The sequence below is a fragment of the Methylobacillus caricis genome (assembly GCF_020532705.1).
GTDB lineage: Bacteria > Pseudomonadota > Gammaproteobacteria > Burkholderiales > Methylophilaceae > Methylobacillus > Methylobacillus caricis.
Genome location: NZ_JAJAVD010000001.1, coordinates 1,124,999 through 1,140,796, shown reverse-complemented (window position 1 = coordinate 1,140,796; position 15,798 = coordinate 1,124,999). Strand labels below are relative to the sequence as shown.

The following is a 15,798-nucleotide window of genomic DNA, read 5'->3' as shown; positions in this document are numbered from 1 at the left end:
CAATAATAAAGGAGATCAATCATGTTCAAGCATACCGCAATTGCCTGCAGCTTCATCGCCATGTTCAACCAGCCATTGCATGCGTCCGAAGCCGATGAGATACGCAGCACATTGCAAGACCAGCAAAGTGTTGCAGTGACCATCTACAATGGCGACCTTGCCTTGGTCAAGGATCAACGCAAAGTGCAGCTCAAGACTGGCTTCAACAGCCTGGCCTTGCGTGATGTCAGTGCACAAATACTGGCTGAGACAGCCTTGTTGCGCAGCCTGAACGGCAACCTGCGAATATTGGAGCAGAATTTTGATTACGACCTGTTAAGCCCGGAAAAACTGCTGGAAAAATACGTGGGGAAAACAGTCGAGGTCATCAAGACCAGTCCTGCGACAGGCGCTGAAAGCAGTGAGCAGGCACAGGTACTGGCAACCAATAATGGTACTGTGCTCAAAATCGGCAATCGCATCGAAACCGGCATTCCAGGCCGAATCGCCTATCCCGATGTACCAAGCAACCTGCGTGACCGTCCTACTTTGGTGGTCCAACTGCAAAACCAGGGCACAGGTACTCAAGATATAGAGTTGAGCTACCTGACTGGCGGCTTGGGCTGGAAGGCAGACTATGTAGCGCAACTCAACCCTGCTGAAGACAAGCTGGATTTATCGGGCTGGGTGACACTCTCCAACACTAGTGGCACCGCCTATCACAATGCCAGGCTGCAATTGGTAGCTGGTGACGTCAATCGCATACAACCACCACGTCCAATGCCCATGGCAGTGATGCGCAAAAACGAGATGATGATGGCTGACGCAGCTTCCATGGCTGAAGAATCACTGCTGGAATATCACTTGTATAGCTTGGACAGGTCAACCACCATAGCGGAAAACCAGACCAAACAGGTGGCATTGCTCTCGGCAACCGCTGTTCCTGTACGAAAAGAACTGGTATTACGTGGCGCCAACTATTATTACCAGTCCAGCCAGGGTAATCTGGGACAAAAGTTGAAGGTAGGCGTATATATCGAGTTTGACAACAAGGAAAGCGCCAGACTGGGTATGCCCCTGCCCAAAGGCATCATGCGCGTCTACAAGCAAGATAGCCAGGGCAATGCCCAATTTATTGGTGAGGACAATATCGACCACACAGCAAAAAATGAAACCGTCAGGCTTAAACTGGGGGAATCCTTTGACGTCACTGCCGACAAGAAGCAAACTGACTTCAAGAAATTGCCCAATCCCGCCAAGGACAACAGCCAATTTGAGAGCGCTTATGAAATTGTGCTGAAAAATGCCAAGAAAGAGGCGATAACAGTCAATGTGGTAGAACCAATTCCTGGCGATTGGAAAATCCTCCAGCAGAGTCATCCCAGCAATAAATCCAGCAGTAGTACCGCCAGTTGGAACATCAGCATTCCCGCTGAAAGTTCTACGACATTGACTTACAGGACACAGGTGAAATATTGAGTTACGGTACCTTATACCTGATCCCGGTTACGCTGGGTGCTGACAACATTAACCAGGTATTGCCTCCTGATGTTGTGTCACTGGCACAGAAGCTGGATACTTTTGTAGTTGAGAACGAGAAAACTGCAAGACGCTTCCTCAGCACCATCAAGCCGCTTAAACCAGTGCGCGAACTGGAACTGATGCTGCTTAACGAACACACCACAGACAAGGAGCTGCCTGCTTTGCTGCACCCACTGCTGGCAGGCAAGGATGTCGGTTTGATGTCTGAAGCCGGTTGCCCCGGCATTGCAGACCCTGGTGCCAGATTGGCGGCCTTGGCACATCGGCACCATGTGCGTGTCGCGCCATTGGTAGGCCCCTCTTCCATTCTGCTTGCACTGATGGGCTCAGGTTTCAATGGCCAGAGATTTGCCTTTCTGGGTTACATCCCCAGTGACAAGCAGGCCAGGATACTCCGGCTGAAGGAAATAGAACGCCATTCGCAGAAACAGGGCGAAACACAGGTTTTCATAGAAACACCCTATCGCAACCAGCACTTGCTCGAGGATATCCTGGCCCAGTGCCAGCCCGAAACACGGCTATGCATCGCACGCAATATCACCCTGCCAACAGAGCTGATTATGAGTAAAAGTATCCAGGACTGGAGAAAAACGGAGTTGCCGGAGCTGCATAAGCAACCTACTGTTTTTCTATTGCAGGGCTAATTCAGCCACAATAATCAGCAAAGAAAGAGGGCTGCAAAATGGATAGCAAGCTGCGGCTATACGCCAAGCACTCGCCTCACAGGTGCATAACTGCGCCTATGTATTTCTGATGCACCATGTTCAGCAAGAAGCTTGAGATGATGGGCTGTAGGGTAACCCTTGTGCTTGGCAAAATCATATTGCGGATAAAGCGTATGCATTTGATACATTTCATGATCTCGTGCGGTTTTGGCGAGTATGGAGGCAGCAGCAATTTCCTGCACCTTGCTGTCCCCTTTAATTATGCCCTGGGCCGCAATGTCGATCTTGGGGCAATGAGGACCGTCTACCAGCACCCGGCCAGGTAATACGTTCAATTGCTCAATTGCACGCTTCATGGCCAAGAGACTTGCCTGCAGAATATTGATCTCATCAATTTCAACAGCGCTACAGGAAGCAATAGCCCAGGCTAAGGCATTCTCCTTGATCTGTATGGCCAAATAGTCACGTTTTTTTTCTGATAATGTCTTCGAGTCAGCCAAGCCGACTATAGGCCGCAACGGGTCAAGTATCACAGCGGCTGCATAGACTGCACCTGCTAGAGGACCACGCCCAGCCTCATCCACACCGCAGATAACCAATTGAGTATTCATTTGATAAAGGACAAGACAGCTTGCGCCGCCTTTTCTTCGGTATTCTGCCGTAAACTTTCATGAATACGGGTAAATTCCGCACGGATATCCGCCATCATTTCCTTGTCTTGGACCATTTTGAGTGTAGTGGCCGCCAATTTTTCAGGAATGGCATCATGCTGCAACAATTCCGGCACGACAAAGCGGCCAGCTAGCACATTGGGCAAACCCACATATGGCAGGTAATTCATGCGCTTCAGTATCTGCCAACTAAGGTTTGGCATGCGATAAGTAATCACCATGGGACGTTTGAGCAAGGCTGCTTCCAGGGTGGCTGTACCAGAGGCCACCACCACCGCGTCTGCAGCTTCCATGGCCAGGTGCGCATGACCAAACAGTATTTTCAATGGCAGCTCATACGCCTGGTTGGCATATATAGCTTTTTCGAATATCTCGCGGGTTTCCCGCGTGATCAGGGGCACAAGAAACTGTACATCAGGCCTTTCCTGGGCAATCAGCTGGGCAGACTTCACATAGAGGTCAGCCAGCTGCTGCACTTCACTCTGGCGGCTTCCTGGCAGCATGGCAATCACCAGGGTTTCGGGCTTGATCTTGAGATTTTCCCGAGCCCCCTGAGTATCAGGCTCCATGGGCAATATATCAGCCAATGGATGGCCAACATAGGACACTGAAACGCCAGCATCTCGGTACAATTCAGGCTCAAAAGGAAATAGTGCCAGCATGTGGGAGACAGCCTGCTGGATTTTTTTCATACGTCCTTTACGCCATGCCCAGATCGATGGGCTGACATAATGGATGGTGCGTATGCCGTTCTTCTTGAGCTTGCGCTCCAATGCAAAGTTGAAGTCAGGCGCATCTATGCCGATGAACACATCGGGCGGGGTTTGCAGAAAATGTTGCAGTACCTGTTTTCGTATACTCAGCAGGCCTGGCAAATGACGTAGCACCTCAACATAACCGCGCACGGAAAGCCGCTCCATAGGGAACAGCGATTCAGCACCTTCAGAGATCATTTTAGGGCCAGCAATCCCGACAAACTTAAGGTCAGGGCGTTGCTTCTTGAGGGCCCTGATCAGGTGGCTACCAAGTAAATCGCCCGAGGCCTCGCCCGCTACAATGCCTATGGTCGGCATACTTCACCCGCGCGTTAGCGGACAATGCCGCGAGTTGAATGGTCGAGGAACTCAACCAAGATATCAAGCTCAGGCGCATTTTTCTGCTGCTCAACCAGCTTGAGCTTGGCTTCTTCCAAGGTATGGCCATTCCGGTACAGCGTCTTGTATGCACGCTTGATCTGCAGGATGTTGTCTGCAGTGAAGCCGCGGCGCTTGAGCCCTTCGGAGTTGATCCCATGCGGCTTGGCATCGTATCCGGCAGCCGTGACATAGGGCGGAATATCCTTGAAGACGACTGAGCCCACTGCTGTGATCACATGTGAACCTATCTTGCAAAATTGATGTATCAAGGTGAAACCACCCAGAATTGCATGATCGTGTACATCCACGTGCCCAGCCAGTGAAGAATTATTGGCAAAAATCGTGTGGTTGCCTACCTGGCAGTCATGCGCAATATGCACATAGGCCATGATCCAGTTATGACTGCCTATCTTGGTGGTGCCTTTATCCTGCACGGTACCACGATTAAAGGTACAGAACTCGCGGATGGTATTGCCATCGCCAATCTCCAGCAGCGTAGGCTCATCCTTGAATTTCTTGTCCTGGGGCACTTCACCCAGCGATGAATACTGAAATATCTGATTATTCTTTCCTATGGTAGTCGGCCCCTTGATAACCACATGACTGGCCACACGAGTACCAGCATCAATACGGACACCTGGACCTATGATGGAAAACGGGCCAACTTCAACGCTGGAGTCCAGCTCAGCCTTGGGATCAACAATCGCGCTTGGATGAATCTTTGGTTCTGTCATGCTTAATCAATCGCCTTCAAGATACACATCATCTCTGCCTCGGCAACGACGACATCATCAACCAGTGCTTGACCCTTGTATTTCCATATCCCACGCAAAACGCGATCAATGCTGACTTTAAGAATAAGCTGGTCACCGGGTGAAACTGGCTTCTTGAAGCGCACATTGTCCATACCGGCAAAATAATAAACGGATTTGTCATTGGGCTTGGTATCCATGGTCTTGAAAGACAGGATAGCCGCAGCCTGAGCCATTGCTTCTACAATCAATACACCCGGCATTACTGGATGATAAGGGAAGTGGCCAGGGAAAAATGGCTCATTGATGGTGACGTTCTTGACTGCCACAATCTCTTTATTCAACTCCAGTGAAAGCACACGATCCACCAATACAAAAGGATAGCGGTGTGGCAGGTAATTCAATATTTCATGAATATCCATGCTCGTAGAGGCTTGTTCAGTCATGGCTTTTCTCGTTTCTCAACATCAATTATTGTTTTGTTTGCTTGATCTGGCTGCTTGCTATCCAGTGAAGCAGGTTGCAGTGTGGACAACTGTTTCTCCAGTTGTTTGACACGATCTGCCAAATCTCCCAGGCGACGAATTCCGGCTGCGGTTTTCAGCCAGTCGTCGTGAGTCTGGAATGGCATCAGGGCAGTATAGGTATCCGCCTTATTCAGGGAGCGTGTAATCATACTCCCTGGAGATACCGTCACGCCATCAGCGATTTCCAGATGACCCAATATCATTGCCGCACCGCCAATGCGGCAATGCTTACCCAGTATTGCACTTCCTGCAATACCGACACATCCGGCAATGACACTATGCGCCCCTATCCGGCAGTTGTGGCCTATCTGCACTAGGTTATCAATCTTGGTGCCCTGCCCGATAATGGTGTCATCCAATGCACCACGATCTATAGTGGTATTGGCGCCTATATCAACATTATCCTCGATGATGACACGCCCTACTTGCGGAATTTTCACCCATCGCCCGTCATCTGGTGCATAGCCAAAACCATCACCACCTATCACGCTGCCAGAGAATATGTTGCAATGATTGCCAATCTGGCAATGATGGTAAACCGTGACATTTGCCTGCAGCACGCATCCATCGCCAATTTGCACACCTAGACCGATGACAGTACCAGGATGTATTACCACATGCTCCCCGAGTACTACATCTGCCGCAATGACAACATTGGCAAGGATGGTACAGCTCGCTGGAATTTTTGCACTCACATCAATGACAGCTGACCCAGCTATGCCAGGCTGATAACTTGGTACAGGATTCAATAATTCTGACACCCTGGCAAAATAGGCATAGGGATTATCCGTCACGATACATGGCAAATCAGTATTATCGCGATGTTCTGGCTTGAGAATTACTGCACTAGCCTTAGTTTCTGCCAATACAACACGGTATTTGGAATCGGTAAGAAAACTGATATGCCCGGATTGAGCATTGGCAAGGGAAGCAACACGACTGATCAATACATCATCAGCACCAGCTACCTCCCCTCCCAGCCTGGATACGATTTCCCGAAGGGAATAGGTTATGCTCATGCAAAAATCTAACTGCGCAGCTTACTTCTTGCCCAGTGACTTCAATACCTTGTCGGTAATATCGATTTTCTTGTTGGCGTAGGCAACACCACCATAAACCACCAAGTCATAACCTTCAGCTTCAGATACCGTAGTGACTGCCTTGTTGATTCTGTCCTGCAACACACCAAGCTCTTCGTTCTTGCGCAGGTTCACATCTTCACGCAATTCCCGCTGTTTACGCTGAAACTCGATTTTGAGATTCGATGCATCACGCTCCTTGTTACGGCGATCAGTTTCAGAGATAGTCAAGCTATCCTTGTCCAGTGCTGTTTCCAGATCCTTGATCTGTTTTTGCAAACGATCAAGTTCTGCAGTTCGTGGACCGAACTCCTTTTCCAGTTTCTTGCCACTTTCAGCCGTTTGCGGGGCTTCCTGCAGGATCTTGTCAACCTGCACGTACCCGATCTTCAGCTCAGCTGCCTGGGTACTTGCAGCAAATGACAACAAACTAGCCACCAACAGACTCTTCAACAACTTATTCAATTGACTTCTCCTGAAATTCACTCAATGCTGCTTAATATAAATTACCTGTTAGAACAAACCGTTAGAACTGAGATCCCATCTGGAACTGCAACATCTGGGTTCTATCACCGTCTTGCTTGTTCAAAGGCTTGGCCAATACCAGCTTGATAGGTCCAAATGGCGAGAGCCAGCTCACACCAATACCTGTTGAATAACGAATGTCACTCAAACTTGTCGAGTAAGGGCAACCTGATACATTACCTCTTCGATCAAAACAAGCTGCTGATTCATCAATACCATCGCCAGCAATAGATCCGGCATCAACAAATGCGCTCAAACGAAGTGCATTGTTATCCTTCATGCCCGGAATCGGGAAATAAAGTTCCGCGTTACCCAGCAAGCGCTTGGTACCACCTGCAGCAAAATCACGGTAATTGCCATTCACATCATAAATACGCGGGCCAATCGAACTTTGTTCGTAGCCGCGCACAGAGTTCACACCACCTGCGTAGAAATTCTTGAAGAACGGATAATCCTTGTCGCCATAGGTATTGCCATAGCCGATTTCACCATTCAGCATGAAGGTCACACTCTTGCTGATATCCTTATACCATGAGTGCTTGTATTCAACTTTATAATATTGCAAATCAAGGCCGGGCAGCCCGATTTCAGTACTGATGCGCTGGAGCACGCCCTTGTTGGGGAACATGATATTGTCACGCGTATCATGCGCCCATCCCAGGCTTGCGAACCAAGAAGAATTGCTACATCCATTACTTTCTTCAGAGTTACTGCAATAACGTTGAAACTGTGGTGGACTATTGCTAGTCAGTTCAACATCGGTATAGTCAAATGTCAGGCCAGCATTGACAGAATCGCGCTCATTCAGCGGCATGCCAAAGTTGACCCCTGCTCCAAAGGATGACGTCTTGTAATCACCAGTTCTGAGATATGTCGTATCGACATCACGGCGATAGACATTGAATCCACGGCTCACGCCATCAGGCGTGAAGTATGGATCGGTGTAGGTCAGTGAGTACACGGTATTGATACGACCAGTATTCACTTGAGCAGCAACACGGTTACCAGTGCCCAGGAAGTTGTTCTGGTTGACCGTTACCCCCAGTACCACCCCTTCATAACTGGAAAGGCCAGCACCAAACATGACACTGCCGGTTGAGCGTTCGGTCACATTGATATTGAGGTCAACCTGATCAGTGGTACCAGGAACTGCCGGGGTTTCAACATTCACGTCAGAGAAGAATTGCAAGCGCTCAAGACGCTGCTTGGAACGCTCTATCTTGTCAGCTCCATACCATGCAGACTCCAGCTGGCGCATTTCACGGCGCAATACTTCATCACGGGTACGGGTGTTGCCCGTCAAGTTGATACGGCGTACATACACTCTTCGACCAGGATCGATAAAGAAAGTAAATGCAACCGTATGATTGTCCTTATCCACTTCTGGCACGGCATTGACATTGGAAAAGGCATAACCGTCATTTCCCAGGCGGTCATTAATCGCCTTGCTGGACTCGGTCACACGCTGACGGTTGAATATCTCACCTGGCGCCACTGAAATCAGGTTGCGTGCCTCGGTTTCGGGAATCAACATCTCACCGGCCAGCTTGACATCTGTCACCGTGTATTTTTCACCTTCGGTAACATTAACCGTGATGTAGATATCGCGTTTATCTGGTGTAATGGATACCTGAGTGGAGTCAATATTAAACTCAAGGTAACCCTGGTTCATGTAGAAAGAACGCAACGTCTCGAGGTCGGCGGTCAGCTTCTGCTTGGAATACTGGTCATTCTTGTTCCACCAGGTCAACCAGTTCGGCGTTGTCAGCGTCAGCTTTTCCAGCAACTGCTCCTGGGTAAACTCAGTGTTGCCAACAATATTGATATTGCGGATCTTGGAAACCGCACCTTCCTCAATATCAAAGCGCACCGCCACACGGTTACGCTCAAGCGGGCTGACCGAAGTCTTGACCGAGGCGCCGTACTTGCCCTGAGACAAATACTGACGCTTGATTTCCTGTTCTGCGCGATCCAGCATGGACTGGTCAAAAATCAGGCCCTCGGCCAAACCGATCTGCTTGAGGCCATCCTTCATCTTGTCACTAGGAAAGGACTTGTTGCCATTGAAGGTAATCTGAGCAATTGCTGAACGCTCTTGTACCATGACCACCAGAATGCCGCTATCTGATTCGATACGCACATCCTTGAAAAAACCTGTGCCATAAAGGGATTTGATCGCCTGGGTGGCTTTTTCATCCGTCATGGTATCGCCCACACGCACCGGCAGGTAATTAAAGACCGTCCCAGCTTCAGTACGCTGCAGGCCTTCAACGCGTATATCCTTGACGACGAATGGATCCTGGGCCAGGGCTGATGTGGAGTAAAGTCCGAGAATCAGTAGCGGGATATGTTTAAGCTTCATGCCAAACTTCATTAAGATCAACCTGTTATAAACCTGGTAAAGTCATTGTAAAAAGCCACTGCCATCAGCAATGCCAGAATAGTCAATCCTATGCGTTGCCCCGCCTCCATTACGGCTTCGGAAACCGGACTGCCCTTGAAAATCTCTATCGTATAATACAACAAATGCCCCCCGTCCAACACTGGCACAGGCAACAGATTTAACACTCCAAGGCTGATGCTGATCAACGCCAGGAAACCAATGAATGACTTCCAGCCGACATGCGCACTTTGCCCCGCATAACTTGCAATGGTCACCGGCCCGCTTACACCCTTCCAGGAAGCCTCACCAGTCACCATGCGCGCCAGCATCTTGATGCTGAATACGGAGGTTTCCCATGTCTTGTTCACGGCACTGGTAAATGATTGTAAAGGGCCGTAACTCACCAGGACGGTCATCTTGTCAATTTCAGCCTGATCCATCGCATAGCCAGCCCCGATACGGCCAATTTTCTTGCCTCCTTCATCAACAATGTCCGGGGTCACAGCCAGCTGCATATTCCGGCCATCACGCTGCAATTCCAACAGCATCGCTTGGCCTGGTTGTTCGCGCACCTGAGTGACGAACTGCTCCCAATCACTGATTGCCTTGCCATTCACGCTGATCACGAGATCACCTGTCTTGAGTCCTGCTTTTTCCGCAGCACCATCCTGCAGAATATCCCCGAGCTTGGCCGGCATGACAGGACGATAAGGAGCCAGGCCCAGCTTCGCGAGAAAGTCCTCCTCAAAATCATCCTTGCCTATACTATCCAATGCCAGTTGATGTACGCTTTCGCGTTGTAAATCATTCTTGACGCGCATTTCCACCATTGGCGCCTTGATTACCTCTTGCAACAATATCCAACGTACATCCTGCCAGCTGGCTACAGGTTCACCTGCCACTGACTGGATCAATTCGCCAGACTGCAACCCGGCTTTTGCAGCGGGACTGTCAGCAGGAATATCGCCAAGCAACGGCTTGATTCCGGCCACTCCATGCATGAACAATACCCAGTAGAGAAAAATCGCCAACAATAAATTGGCTGCAGGGCCGGCAGATACTATGGCTATACGTTTCCAGACAGACTGGCGATTGAAGGCTCGAGGCAAGTCGACTGCATCAAGCGCCACTTTCTCACCTTCAGGCAGCTCACGCTCATCCAGCATCTTGACGTAACCACCAAAAGGCAGAACCGAGATTACAAACTCGGTATTGTCCTTGCCAAACCGCCTCTTATAGAAAGGCTTGCCAAAACCCAGGGAGAATCTCAGGACTTTGACATTGCACCAGCGTGCAACCTGGAAGTGGCCATACTCATGCACCGCGATCAATATGCCGAGAGTGACAATAAATGCAAGCAAGGTCAGCATACTTCGAGTTGTCTCCATTCCTTGGCAGTTACCCGGGCTAGCTCATCCACAGCCACCAACTGCTCCAACGAACTGACAGGCTCTATCGTGAGTGTGCCCATGACGAACTCAATCAGGCGTGGAATATCCAGGAAACCGATATTTCCGTTGAGGAAAGCCTCTACTGCCACTTCATTGGCAGCATTGAGTATGGCAGGAGCTGTGCCCCCTTGCCTTAGCGCGTCAAAAGCCAATCCCAAACAAGGAAAGCGCCCGGTGTCGGGAGCTTCAAAATCCAGCCTGGCAACCTTGAACAGGTCCAGGGCCGTTACGCCGCCGTCTAGGCGATCTGGATAGCCCAGGCCATACGCAATCGGCGTGCGCATGTCAGGATTACCCATTTGAGCCAGTACTGAGCCGTCCACGTACTCGACCATGGAATGAATCACACTTTGTGGATGCACGACTACTTCAATCTTCTCGGCAGGAGCATTGAACAACCAGTGTGCTTCTATGACTTCCAGCCCTTTATTCATAAGGGTGGCAGAGTCAACGGTAATCTTGGGGCCCATCACCCAGTTGGGATGATTAAGGGCCTGGGCCGGCGTTACCGCAAGCAACTCGGCGGTACTGGCATTGCGGAATGGGCCCCCAGAAGCCGTGAGGAGAATGCGCCTCACGCCCCCATCACCCAGATGTGCCAGCCTCTGGGGAGGCATGACCTGGAAAATGGCATTATGCTCGCTATCTATGGGCAACAAGGTAGCGCCTCCCTGCTCCACGGCGCGCATGAAAAGACTACCGGCCATGACCAGGGTTTCCTTGTTGGCCAGAAGAATGCGTTTACCGGCATGAGCGGCAGCCATTGCAGGCTTGAGACCGGCAGCACCAACAATCGCAGCCATGACGATATCCACATCAGCATGCGCAGAAACTTCTTCAAGTGCAGCCAGACCCGACAAGACTATGGTATCGGTACCCAGCAACTTCACAGCCAGCCTTTCAGCGGCATTGTCCTCAAGCATTACCGCGAACCGTGGCTTGAATTTGAGGCAAAGTTCTGCGAGCTCGTCTACACGCGAGTGCGCAGTCAACGCAAACACGTGAAACTGCTCTGCGTGACGGGAAATCACATCGAGCGTGTTAAGCCCTATGGTGCCAGTCGCACCCAGAATAGTGACATTTTGAGTCTTGGGCTTGATCACGCGGAATGCATCCATGCTTGATAATAAAGTGGGAAGTAAATAAAGAATGCCGCCAGTGGCAGGCTGGAAGTCAATCCATCAACGCGGTCCAGGATACCGCCATGGCCAGGCAGCAGGCTGCCGCTATCCTTGAGACCGGCCTGGCGCTTGATCAGCGACTCCAGCAGATCTCCCATAATGCTGAGTATTGTCATTCCCCAAAAACCAACAATCAGCCAGAAACTGATATCCAAAGACAGACAAAGGGCAAGCCCATAGAGACTAACTACCACCCAGGCCCCCAATACACCTTCCCAGGTTTTCCCCGGACTGATGTTGATGGCTAATTTGCGTTTGCCAAAACGCTTGCCGGCAAAATAGGCTGCACTGTCAGCAATCCATACTGCGAGCATCAAGCCCAGAAGCAGCCAGGGACTGATGCCACGCAAGCTTACCAGGGCAAGCCACAGAGGGATGACTATCAGCCAGCCGGCCAACATCATCAGGTAAATATTTTTAATATGGGCGCGGGTAGCTAGCCAAACAGGCACTAGAAGCACCCAGAAAATTACCGCAGACAAGAGCCCCCAGTAGATACTATATTCTTGCAGAAAAGCATTTTCTGGCCCGCGCCAGAAAGTAAGGAACACTCCGCCTACCATAGCCGCTGCAACGTAAAGATAACGGACGGACAACTTGAACCTAGCCATGCCGGACCATTCCCATAATCCTGCCCCTGCTGCAACAAGCATCAGTAGCGACCAATAAGGGTCAGGAAGCAGGAACAATACTGCAAGGAAAAGCGGGATCAGGATAGCTGCCGTCAGCAGGCGGGTTTTAAGCATAATTTAGTTATTCACCAACTGTTCGCTTGTACGACCAAAACGACGCTCGCGTTGCTGATATGAGTCAATCGCCAGCTTGAATGCAGCCGCGTCAAAATCCGGCCACAAGGTTTCAGTGAAATAGAGTTCGCTGTAGGCCAATTGCCATAGCAGAAAGTTGCTGATGCGTTGTTCGCCACCAGTACGAATGAACAGGTCAGGCTCAGGGGCGTAATGCATGCTGAGATAAGCGGACAGGTCTTCTTCAGTGAAGCTGTCAGCCAACTGAGGCTTATCCTGCAACAGGCGCTTGACGGCCTGCATTACATCCCAACGGCCACCATAATTGGCGGCAATGGTCAGCGTCAAACCATCATTCGCTTGTGTTTGGGCTTCAGCTTCACCAATCTTGGCCGTCAACGCAGGGTCAAAACGCGAACGGTCGCCTATCATGACCAGGCGGATATTATTTTCAGCCAGCTTGCCGACTTCCTGTTGCAGTGCCTCCATAAAGAGTCCCATCAGGAAACTTACCTCATCGCTGGGGCGTCGCCAGTTTTCGCTGCTGAACGCAAATAAAGTCAGGTATTTTACGCCACTGTTGGCACATTGCCTGACGACTTCACGGACGACTTCAACGCCTCGCTTATGACCGGCAACCCGGGGGAGAAAACGTTTCTTTGCCCAGCGGCCATTACCGTCCATGATGACGGCAATGTGCTGGGGAATCTCACCCGTCACAGGTACAGTCTGGGTGGAGCTGGAAAAAAGTGCCACTCAATGCTCCGTGAGATAATTACGATAACGAAAGCAGATGGCCGCAAAAGCAGCCATTAAACCGCCATTAATTCAGCTTCTTTGGTTTGCAGCAACTTATCAATCTCCGCTACATACTTGTCTGTCAGCTTCTGCACTTCATCTTGCGCACGGCGCTCATCATCCTCACTGGCTTCCTTATCCTTCACCAGTTTCTTCAAGGCATCATTGGCATCGCGACGTATATTGCGTACTGCCACCTTGGCGTTTTCGCTTTCACTACGCACGACCTTGATCAGATCACGCCTGCGCTCTTCAGTCAGCATTGGCATAGGCACGCGGATCATGTCGCCATTGGTGGCAGGATTCAGACCAAGATCGGAATCGCGGATGGCTTTCTCCACCTTGGCTGTCATGTTCTTTTCATACGCCTGTACATTCAGCGTGCGGGCATCACCCAAACTGACATTGGCTACCTGGTTAATGGCAACCATAGAGCCATAATATTCAACCATCACGTGGTCAAGCAAGCCGGTATGTGCACGGCCAGTACGTACTTTACTCAAGTCGGTCTTGAGCGCTTCAATAGATTTCTGCATTTTCTGGTCTGCAGTGCTTTTTACGTCTTGTATCATTTTTATCTCCTGCATGTTGCGAATATATCGGGTTAAGGTAAAACCTTGGTTCCCTCGTCTTCGCCCATCACGACCCGCTTCAACGCTCCCTGCCGGAAGATGCTGAACACGGATATTGGTAACTTCTGATCACGGCACAAAGTCAGTGCTGTTGCATCCATGACCTTCAGGTTTTTAACAATCGCCTCATCAAAACTCAGAGTCTTGTAGCGCATGGCTTCCGGGTTGGTTTTTGGATCATCAGTATAGACACCATCAACCTTGGTGGCCTTGAGCACGATCTCGGCATTGATCTCCATGCCACGTAACGCAGCTGCAGTATCAGTGGTGAAGAACGGATTGCCGGTACCTGCGCCAAAAATCACGACACGGCCTTCCTCGAGATACCGGATGGCCTTGCCCCGAATATACGGCTCTGCCACCTGCTCAATATTGAGTGCAGATTGTACACGGCTAACCAGCCCCACATGCCGCATCGCATCCTGCAGGGCAAGTGCGTTCATGACTGTTGCCAGCATGCCCATGTAATCGGCAGTTGCCCTATCCATGCCTTCGGCAGCAGGCGCTACGCCACGAAAAATATTACCACCACCAATCACCACGCCAACCTGCACGCCAAGGTCTACCACTTCCTTGATTTCTTCCACTATACGGGAAATAGTCGCACGGTTTATGCCATAGCTATCATCACCCATCAGGGCTTCACCAGAAAGCTTCAACAAGATACGTTTATAGGCGGGGGTGCTCATGGGGCTCCTTATTCTAGTTGTGCAAAACGTGAATTACCATTGCAGTGATAATTCACGTTCCTGTTATTTCAAGCATTGTCGCAACGAGTGCGAATCAATACTTTAGACCTTTGCAGCAGCAGCTACTTCAGCAGCAAAATCGGTCACAACCTTTTCAATGCCCTCACCCACCACATACATGGTGAAAGAAGCGACACTGGCATTTTGCGACTTCAACAACTGCTCGATAGTTTGCTTGTCGTCCTTGACGAAAGGCTGGCTCAACAGAGTCACTTCCTTCAGGAATTTCTGTACGGTACCGTCGGCAATCTTGTCCAGCATGGCTTCTGGCTTGCCGGCTTCCTTTGCCTTTTCTATAGCAACACGGCGCTCAGCCTCGATCAGCTCTGCACCAATACCGCTGGCATCTAGAGACTTAGGCTTGGCTGCTGCAATATGCATGGCAATGTCCTTGCCCAGATTATCATCGCCACCAACCACATCAACCAACACACCGATCTTGCCGCCGTGCACATAGCTTACCAGCTTGCCCTTGGCTGCACCGCTCACAAAGCGACGTACGCTGATGTTTTCACCAATCTTGCCCACGAGCTGCGTGCGGACATCTTCGACAGTACCGCCGTCAATTGCAAGGCCTGCCAGCGCAGCAACATCCGCTGGATTGTGCTTGGCAATCGCGTCAGCCACGTTGTTTGTAAATGTAAGGAAGTCCGCATTCTTTGCACAGAAGTCAGTTTCAGAGTTCACTTCAACAATCGCGCCAGACTTGCCATCGGAATTAATGCTAACAGCAATGATACCTTCAGCAGCAACACGGCCAGCAGCCTTGCTAGCCTTGTTGCCAAAACGTACGCGCAGGATTTCCTCTGCACGTGCCATATCACCCTCGGCCTCAGTCAGCGCCTTTTTGCAGTCCATCATTGGCGCATCAGTACGCTCACGCAACTCTTTTACCATGCTTGCGGTAATTTCAGCCATTTTTTACTCCTTAATCATTGATTGTTCTGGCGATCGGCCAGAATCAGGTACAAAAAAAGGGGGC

At 50.3% G+C, this 15,798-nt stretch carries 16 protein-coding genes; 2 read left to right on the top strand and 14 right to left on the bottom strand.

Going from position 1 to position 15,798, the window contains the following annotated elements; all coding sequences use genetic code 11:
- Window positions 1-60 precede the first annotated feature (60 nt).
- Together LG200_RS05435 and LG200_RS05430 are read left to right on the top strand one after the other, a co-directional pair.
- Window positions 61-1,458, top strand: coding sequence for a DUF4139 domain-containing protein (locus LG200_RS05435; RefSeq protein ID WP_404809796.1), 1,398 nt, complete (start codon window positions 61-63; stop codon window positions 1,456-1,458).
- Window positions 1,455-2,165 (top strand): SAM-dependent methyltransferase, encoded by a 711-nt coding sequence (locus LG200_RS05430; RefSeq protein WP_226756567.1) that lies wholly within the window; start codon window positions 1,455-1,457, stop codon window positions 2,163-2,165. The genes LG200_RS05435 and LG200_RS05430 overlap by 4 nt, the downstream gene beginning before the upstream one ends.
- A 56-nt stretch (window positions 2,166-2,221) precedes the next feature.
- Here the strand turns inward: LG200_RS05430 and rnhB are convergent, their stop codons facing one another.
- The 14 genes from rnhB to tsf all read right to left on the bottom strand — a co-directional run bounded on the left by rnhB (window position 2,222) and on the right by tsf (window position 15,734).
- The gene (gene rnhB, locus LG200_RS05425; protein ID WP_226756566.1) at window positions 2,222-2,797 is read right to left on the bottom strand and encodes a ribonuclease HII; all 576 of its coding nucleotides are present in this window, start codon (window positions 2,795-2,797) and stop codon (window positions 2,222-2,224) included.
- Window positions 2,794-3,930: a lipid-A-disaccharide synthase gene (gene lpxB, locus LG200_RS05420; RefSeq protein WP_226756565.1), complete on the bottom strand. Its 1,137-nt coding sequence runs from the start codon at window positions 3,928-3,930 to the stop codon at window positions 2,794-2,796. Before lpxB ends, rnhB begins: the two co-directional genes overlap by 4 nt.
- Before the next feature lie 14 nt (window positions 3,931-3,944).
- Window positions 3,945-4,727, bottom strand: coding sequence for an acyl-ACP--UDP-N-acetylglucosamine O-acyltransferase (gene lpxA / locus LG200_RS05415; protein ID WP_226756564.1), 783 nt, complete (start codon window positions 4,725-4,727; stop codon window positions 3,945-3,947).
- Window positions 4,728-4,729: 2 nt separating this feature from the next.
- Entirely contained in the window at window positions 4,730-5,191 is a 462-nt protein-coding gene (gene fabZ, locus LG200_RS05410) for a 3-hydroxyacyl-ACP dehydratase FabZ (RefSeq protein ID WP_226756563.1), read from the bottom strand.
- The gene (gene lpxD, locus LG200_RS05405) at window positions 5,188-6,291 is read right to left on the bottom strand and encodes a UDP-3-O-(3-hydroxymyristoyl)glucosamine N-acyltransferase (RefSeq protein WP_226756562.1); all 1,104 of its coding nucleotides are present in this window, start codon (window positions 6,289-6,291) and stop codon (window positions 5,188-5,190) included. Before lpxD ends, fabZ begins: the two co-directional genes overlap by 4 nt.
- Before the next feature lie 21 nt (window positions 6,292-6,312).
- Window positions 6,313-6,816, bottom strand: coding sequence for an OmpH family outer membrane protein (locus LG200_RS05400; protein WP_226756561.1), 504 nt, complete (start codon window positions 6,814-6,816; stop codon window positions 6,313-6,315).
- A 61-nt stretch (window positions 6,817-6,877) separates the two neighbouring features.
- Window positions 6,878-9,238 carry an outer membrane protein assembly factor BamA gene (gene bamA, locus LG200_RS05395; RefSeq protein WP_449811963.1) on the bottom strand — a complete coding sequence of 787 codons (2,361 nt, stop codon included), beginning with the start codon at window positions 9,236-9,238 and terminating at the stop codon, window positions 6,878-6,880.
- A 17-nt stretch (window positions 9,239-9,255) separates the two neighbouring features.
- Window positions 9,256-10,629, bottom strand: a complete 1,374-nt coding sequence (gene rseP / locus LG200_RS05390; RefSeq protein WP_226756559.1) for an RIP metalloprotease RseP — start codon at window positions 10,627-10,629, stop codon at window positions 9,256-9,258.
- Entirely contained in the window at window positions 10,623-11,828 is a 1,206-nt protein-coding gene (gene ispC / locus LG200_RS05385) for a 1-deoxy-D-xylulose-5-phosphate reductoisomerase (RefSeq protein WP_226756558.1), read from the bottom strand. The genes rseP and ispC overlap by 7 nt, the downstream gene beginning before the upstream one ends.
- Entirely contained in the window at window positions 11,810-12,637 is an 828-nt protein-coding gene (locus tag LG200_RS05380; protein ID WP_226756557.1) for a phosphatidate cytidylyltransferase, read from the bottom strand. Before LG200_RS05380 ends, ispC begins: the two co-directional genes overlap by 19 nt.
- A gap of 3 nt (window positions 12,638-12,640) precedes the next feature.
- Window positions 12,641-13,393 (bottom strand): isoprenyl transferase, encoded by a 753-nt coding sequence (locus tag LG200_RS05375; protein WP_226756556.1) that lies wholly within the window; start codon window positions 13,391-13,393, stop codon window positions 12,641-12,643.
- Window positions 13,394-13,449: 56 nt separating this feature from the next.
- Window positions 13,450-14,007: a ribosome recycling factor gene (gene frr / locus LG200_RS05370; protein WP_226756555.1), complete on the bottom strand. Its 558-nt coding sequence runs from the start codon at window positions 14,005-14,007 to the stop codon at window positions 13,450-13,452.
- A 32-nt stretch (window positions 14,008-14,039) separates the two neighbouring features.
- Complete coding sequence (pyrH, locus tag LG200_RS05365) at window positions 14,040-14,756, bottom strand: UMP kinase (protein WP_226756554.1); 717 nt, start codon at window positions 14,754-14,756, stop codon at window positions 14,040-14,042.
- 102 nt (window positions 14,757-14,858) lie between these two features.
- Window positions 14,859-15,734 (bottom strand): translation elongation factor Ts, encoded by an 876-nt coding sequence (gene tsf, locus LG200_RS05360; RefSeq protein WP_226756553.1) that lies wholly within the window; start codon window positions 15,732-15,734, stop codon window positions 14,859-14,861.
- Window positions 15,735-15,798 lie beyond the last annotated feature (64 nt).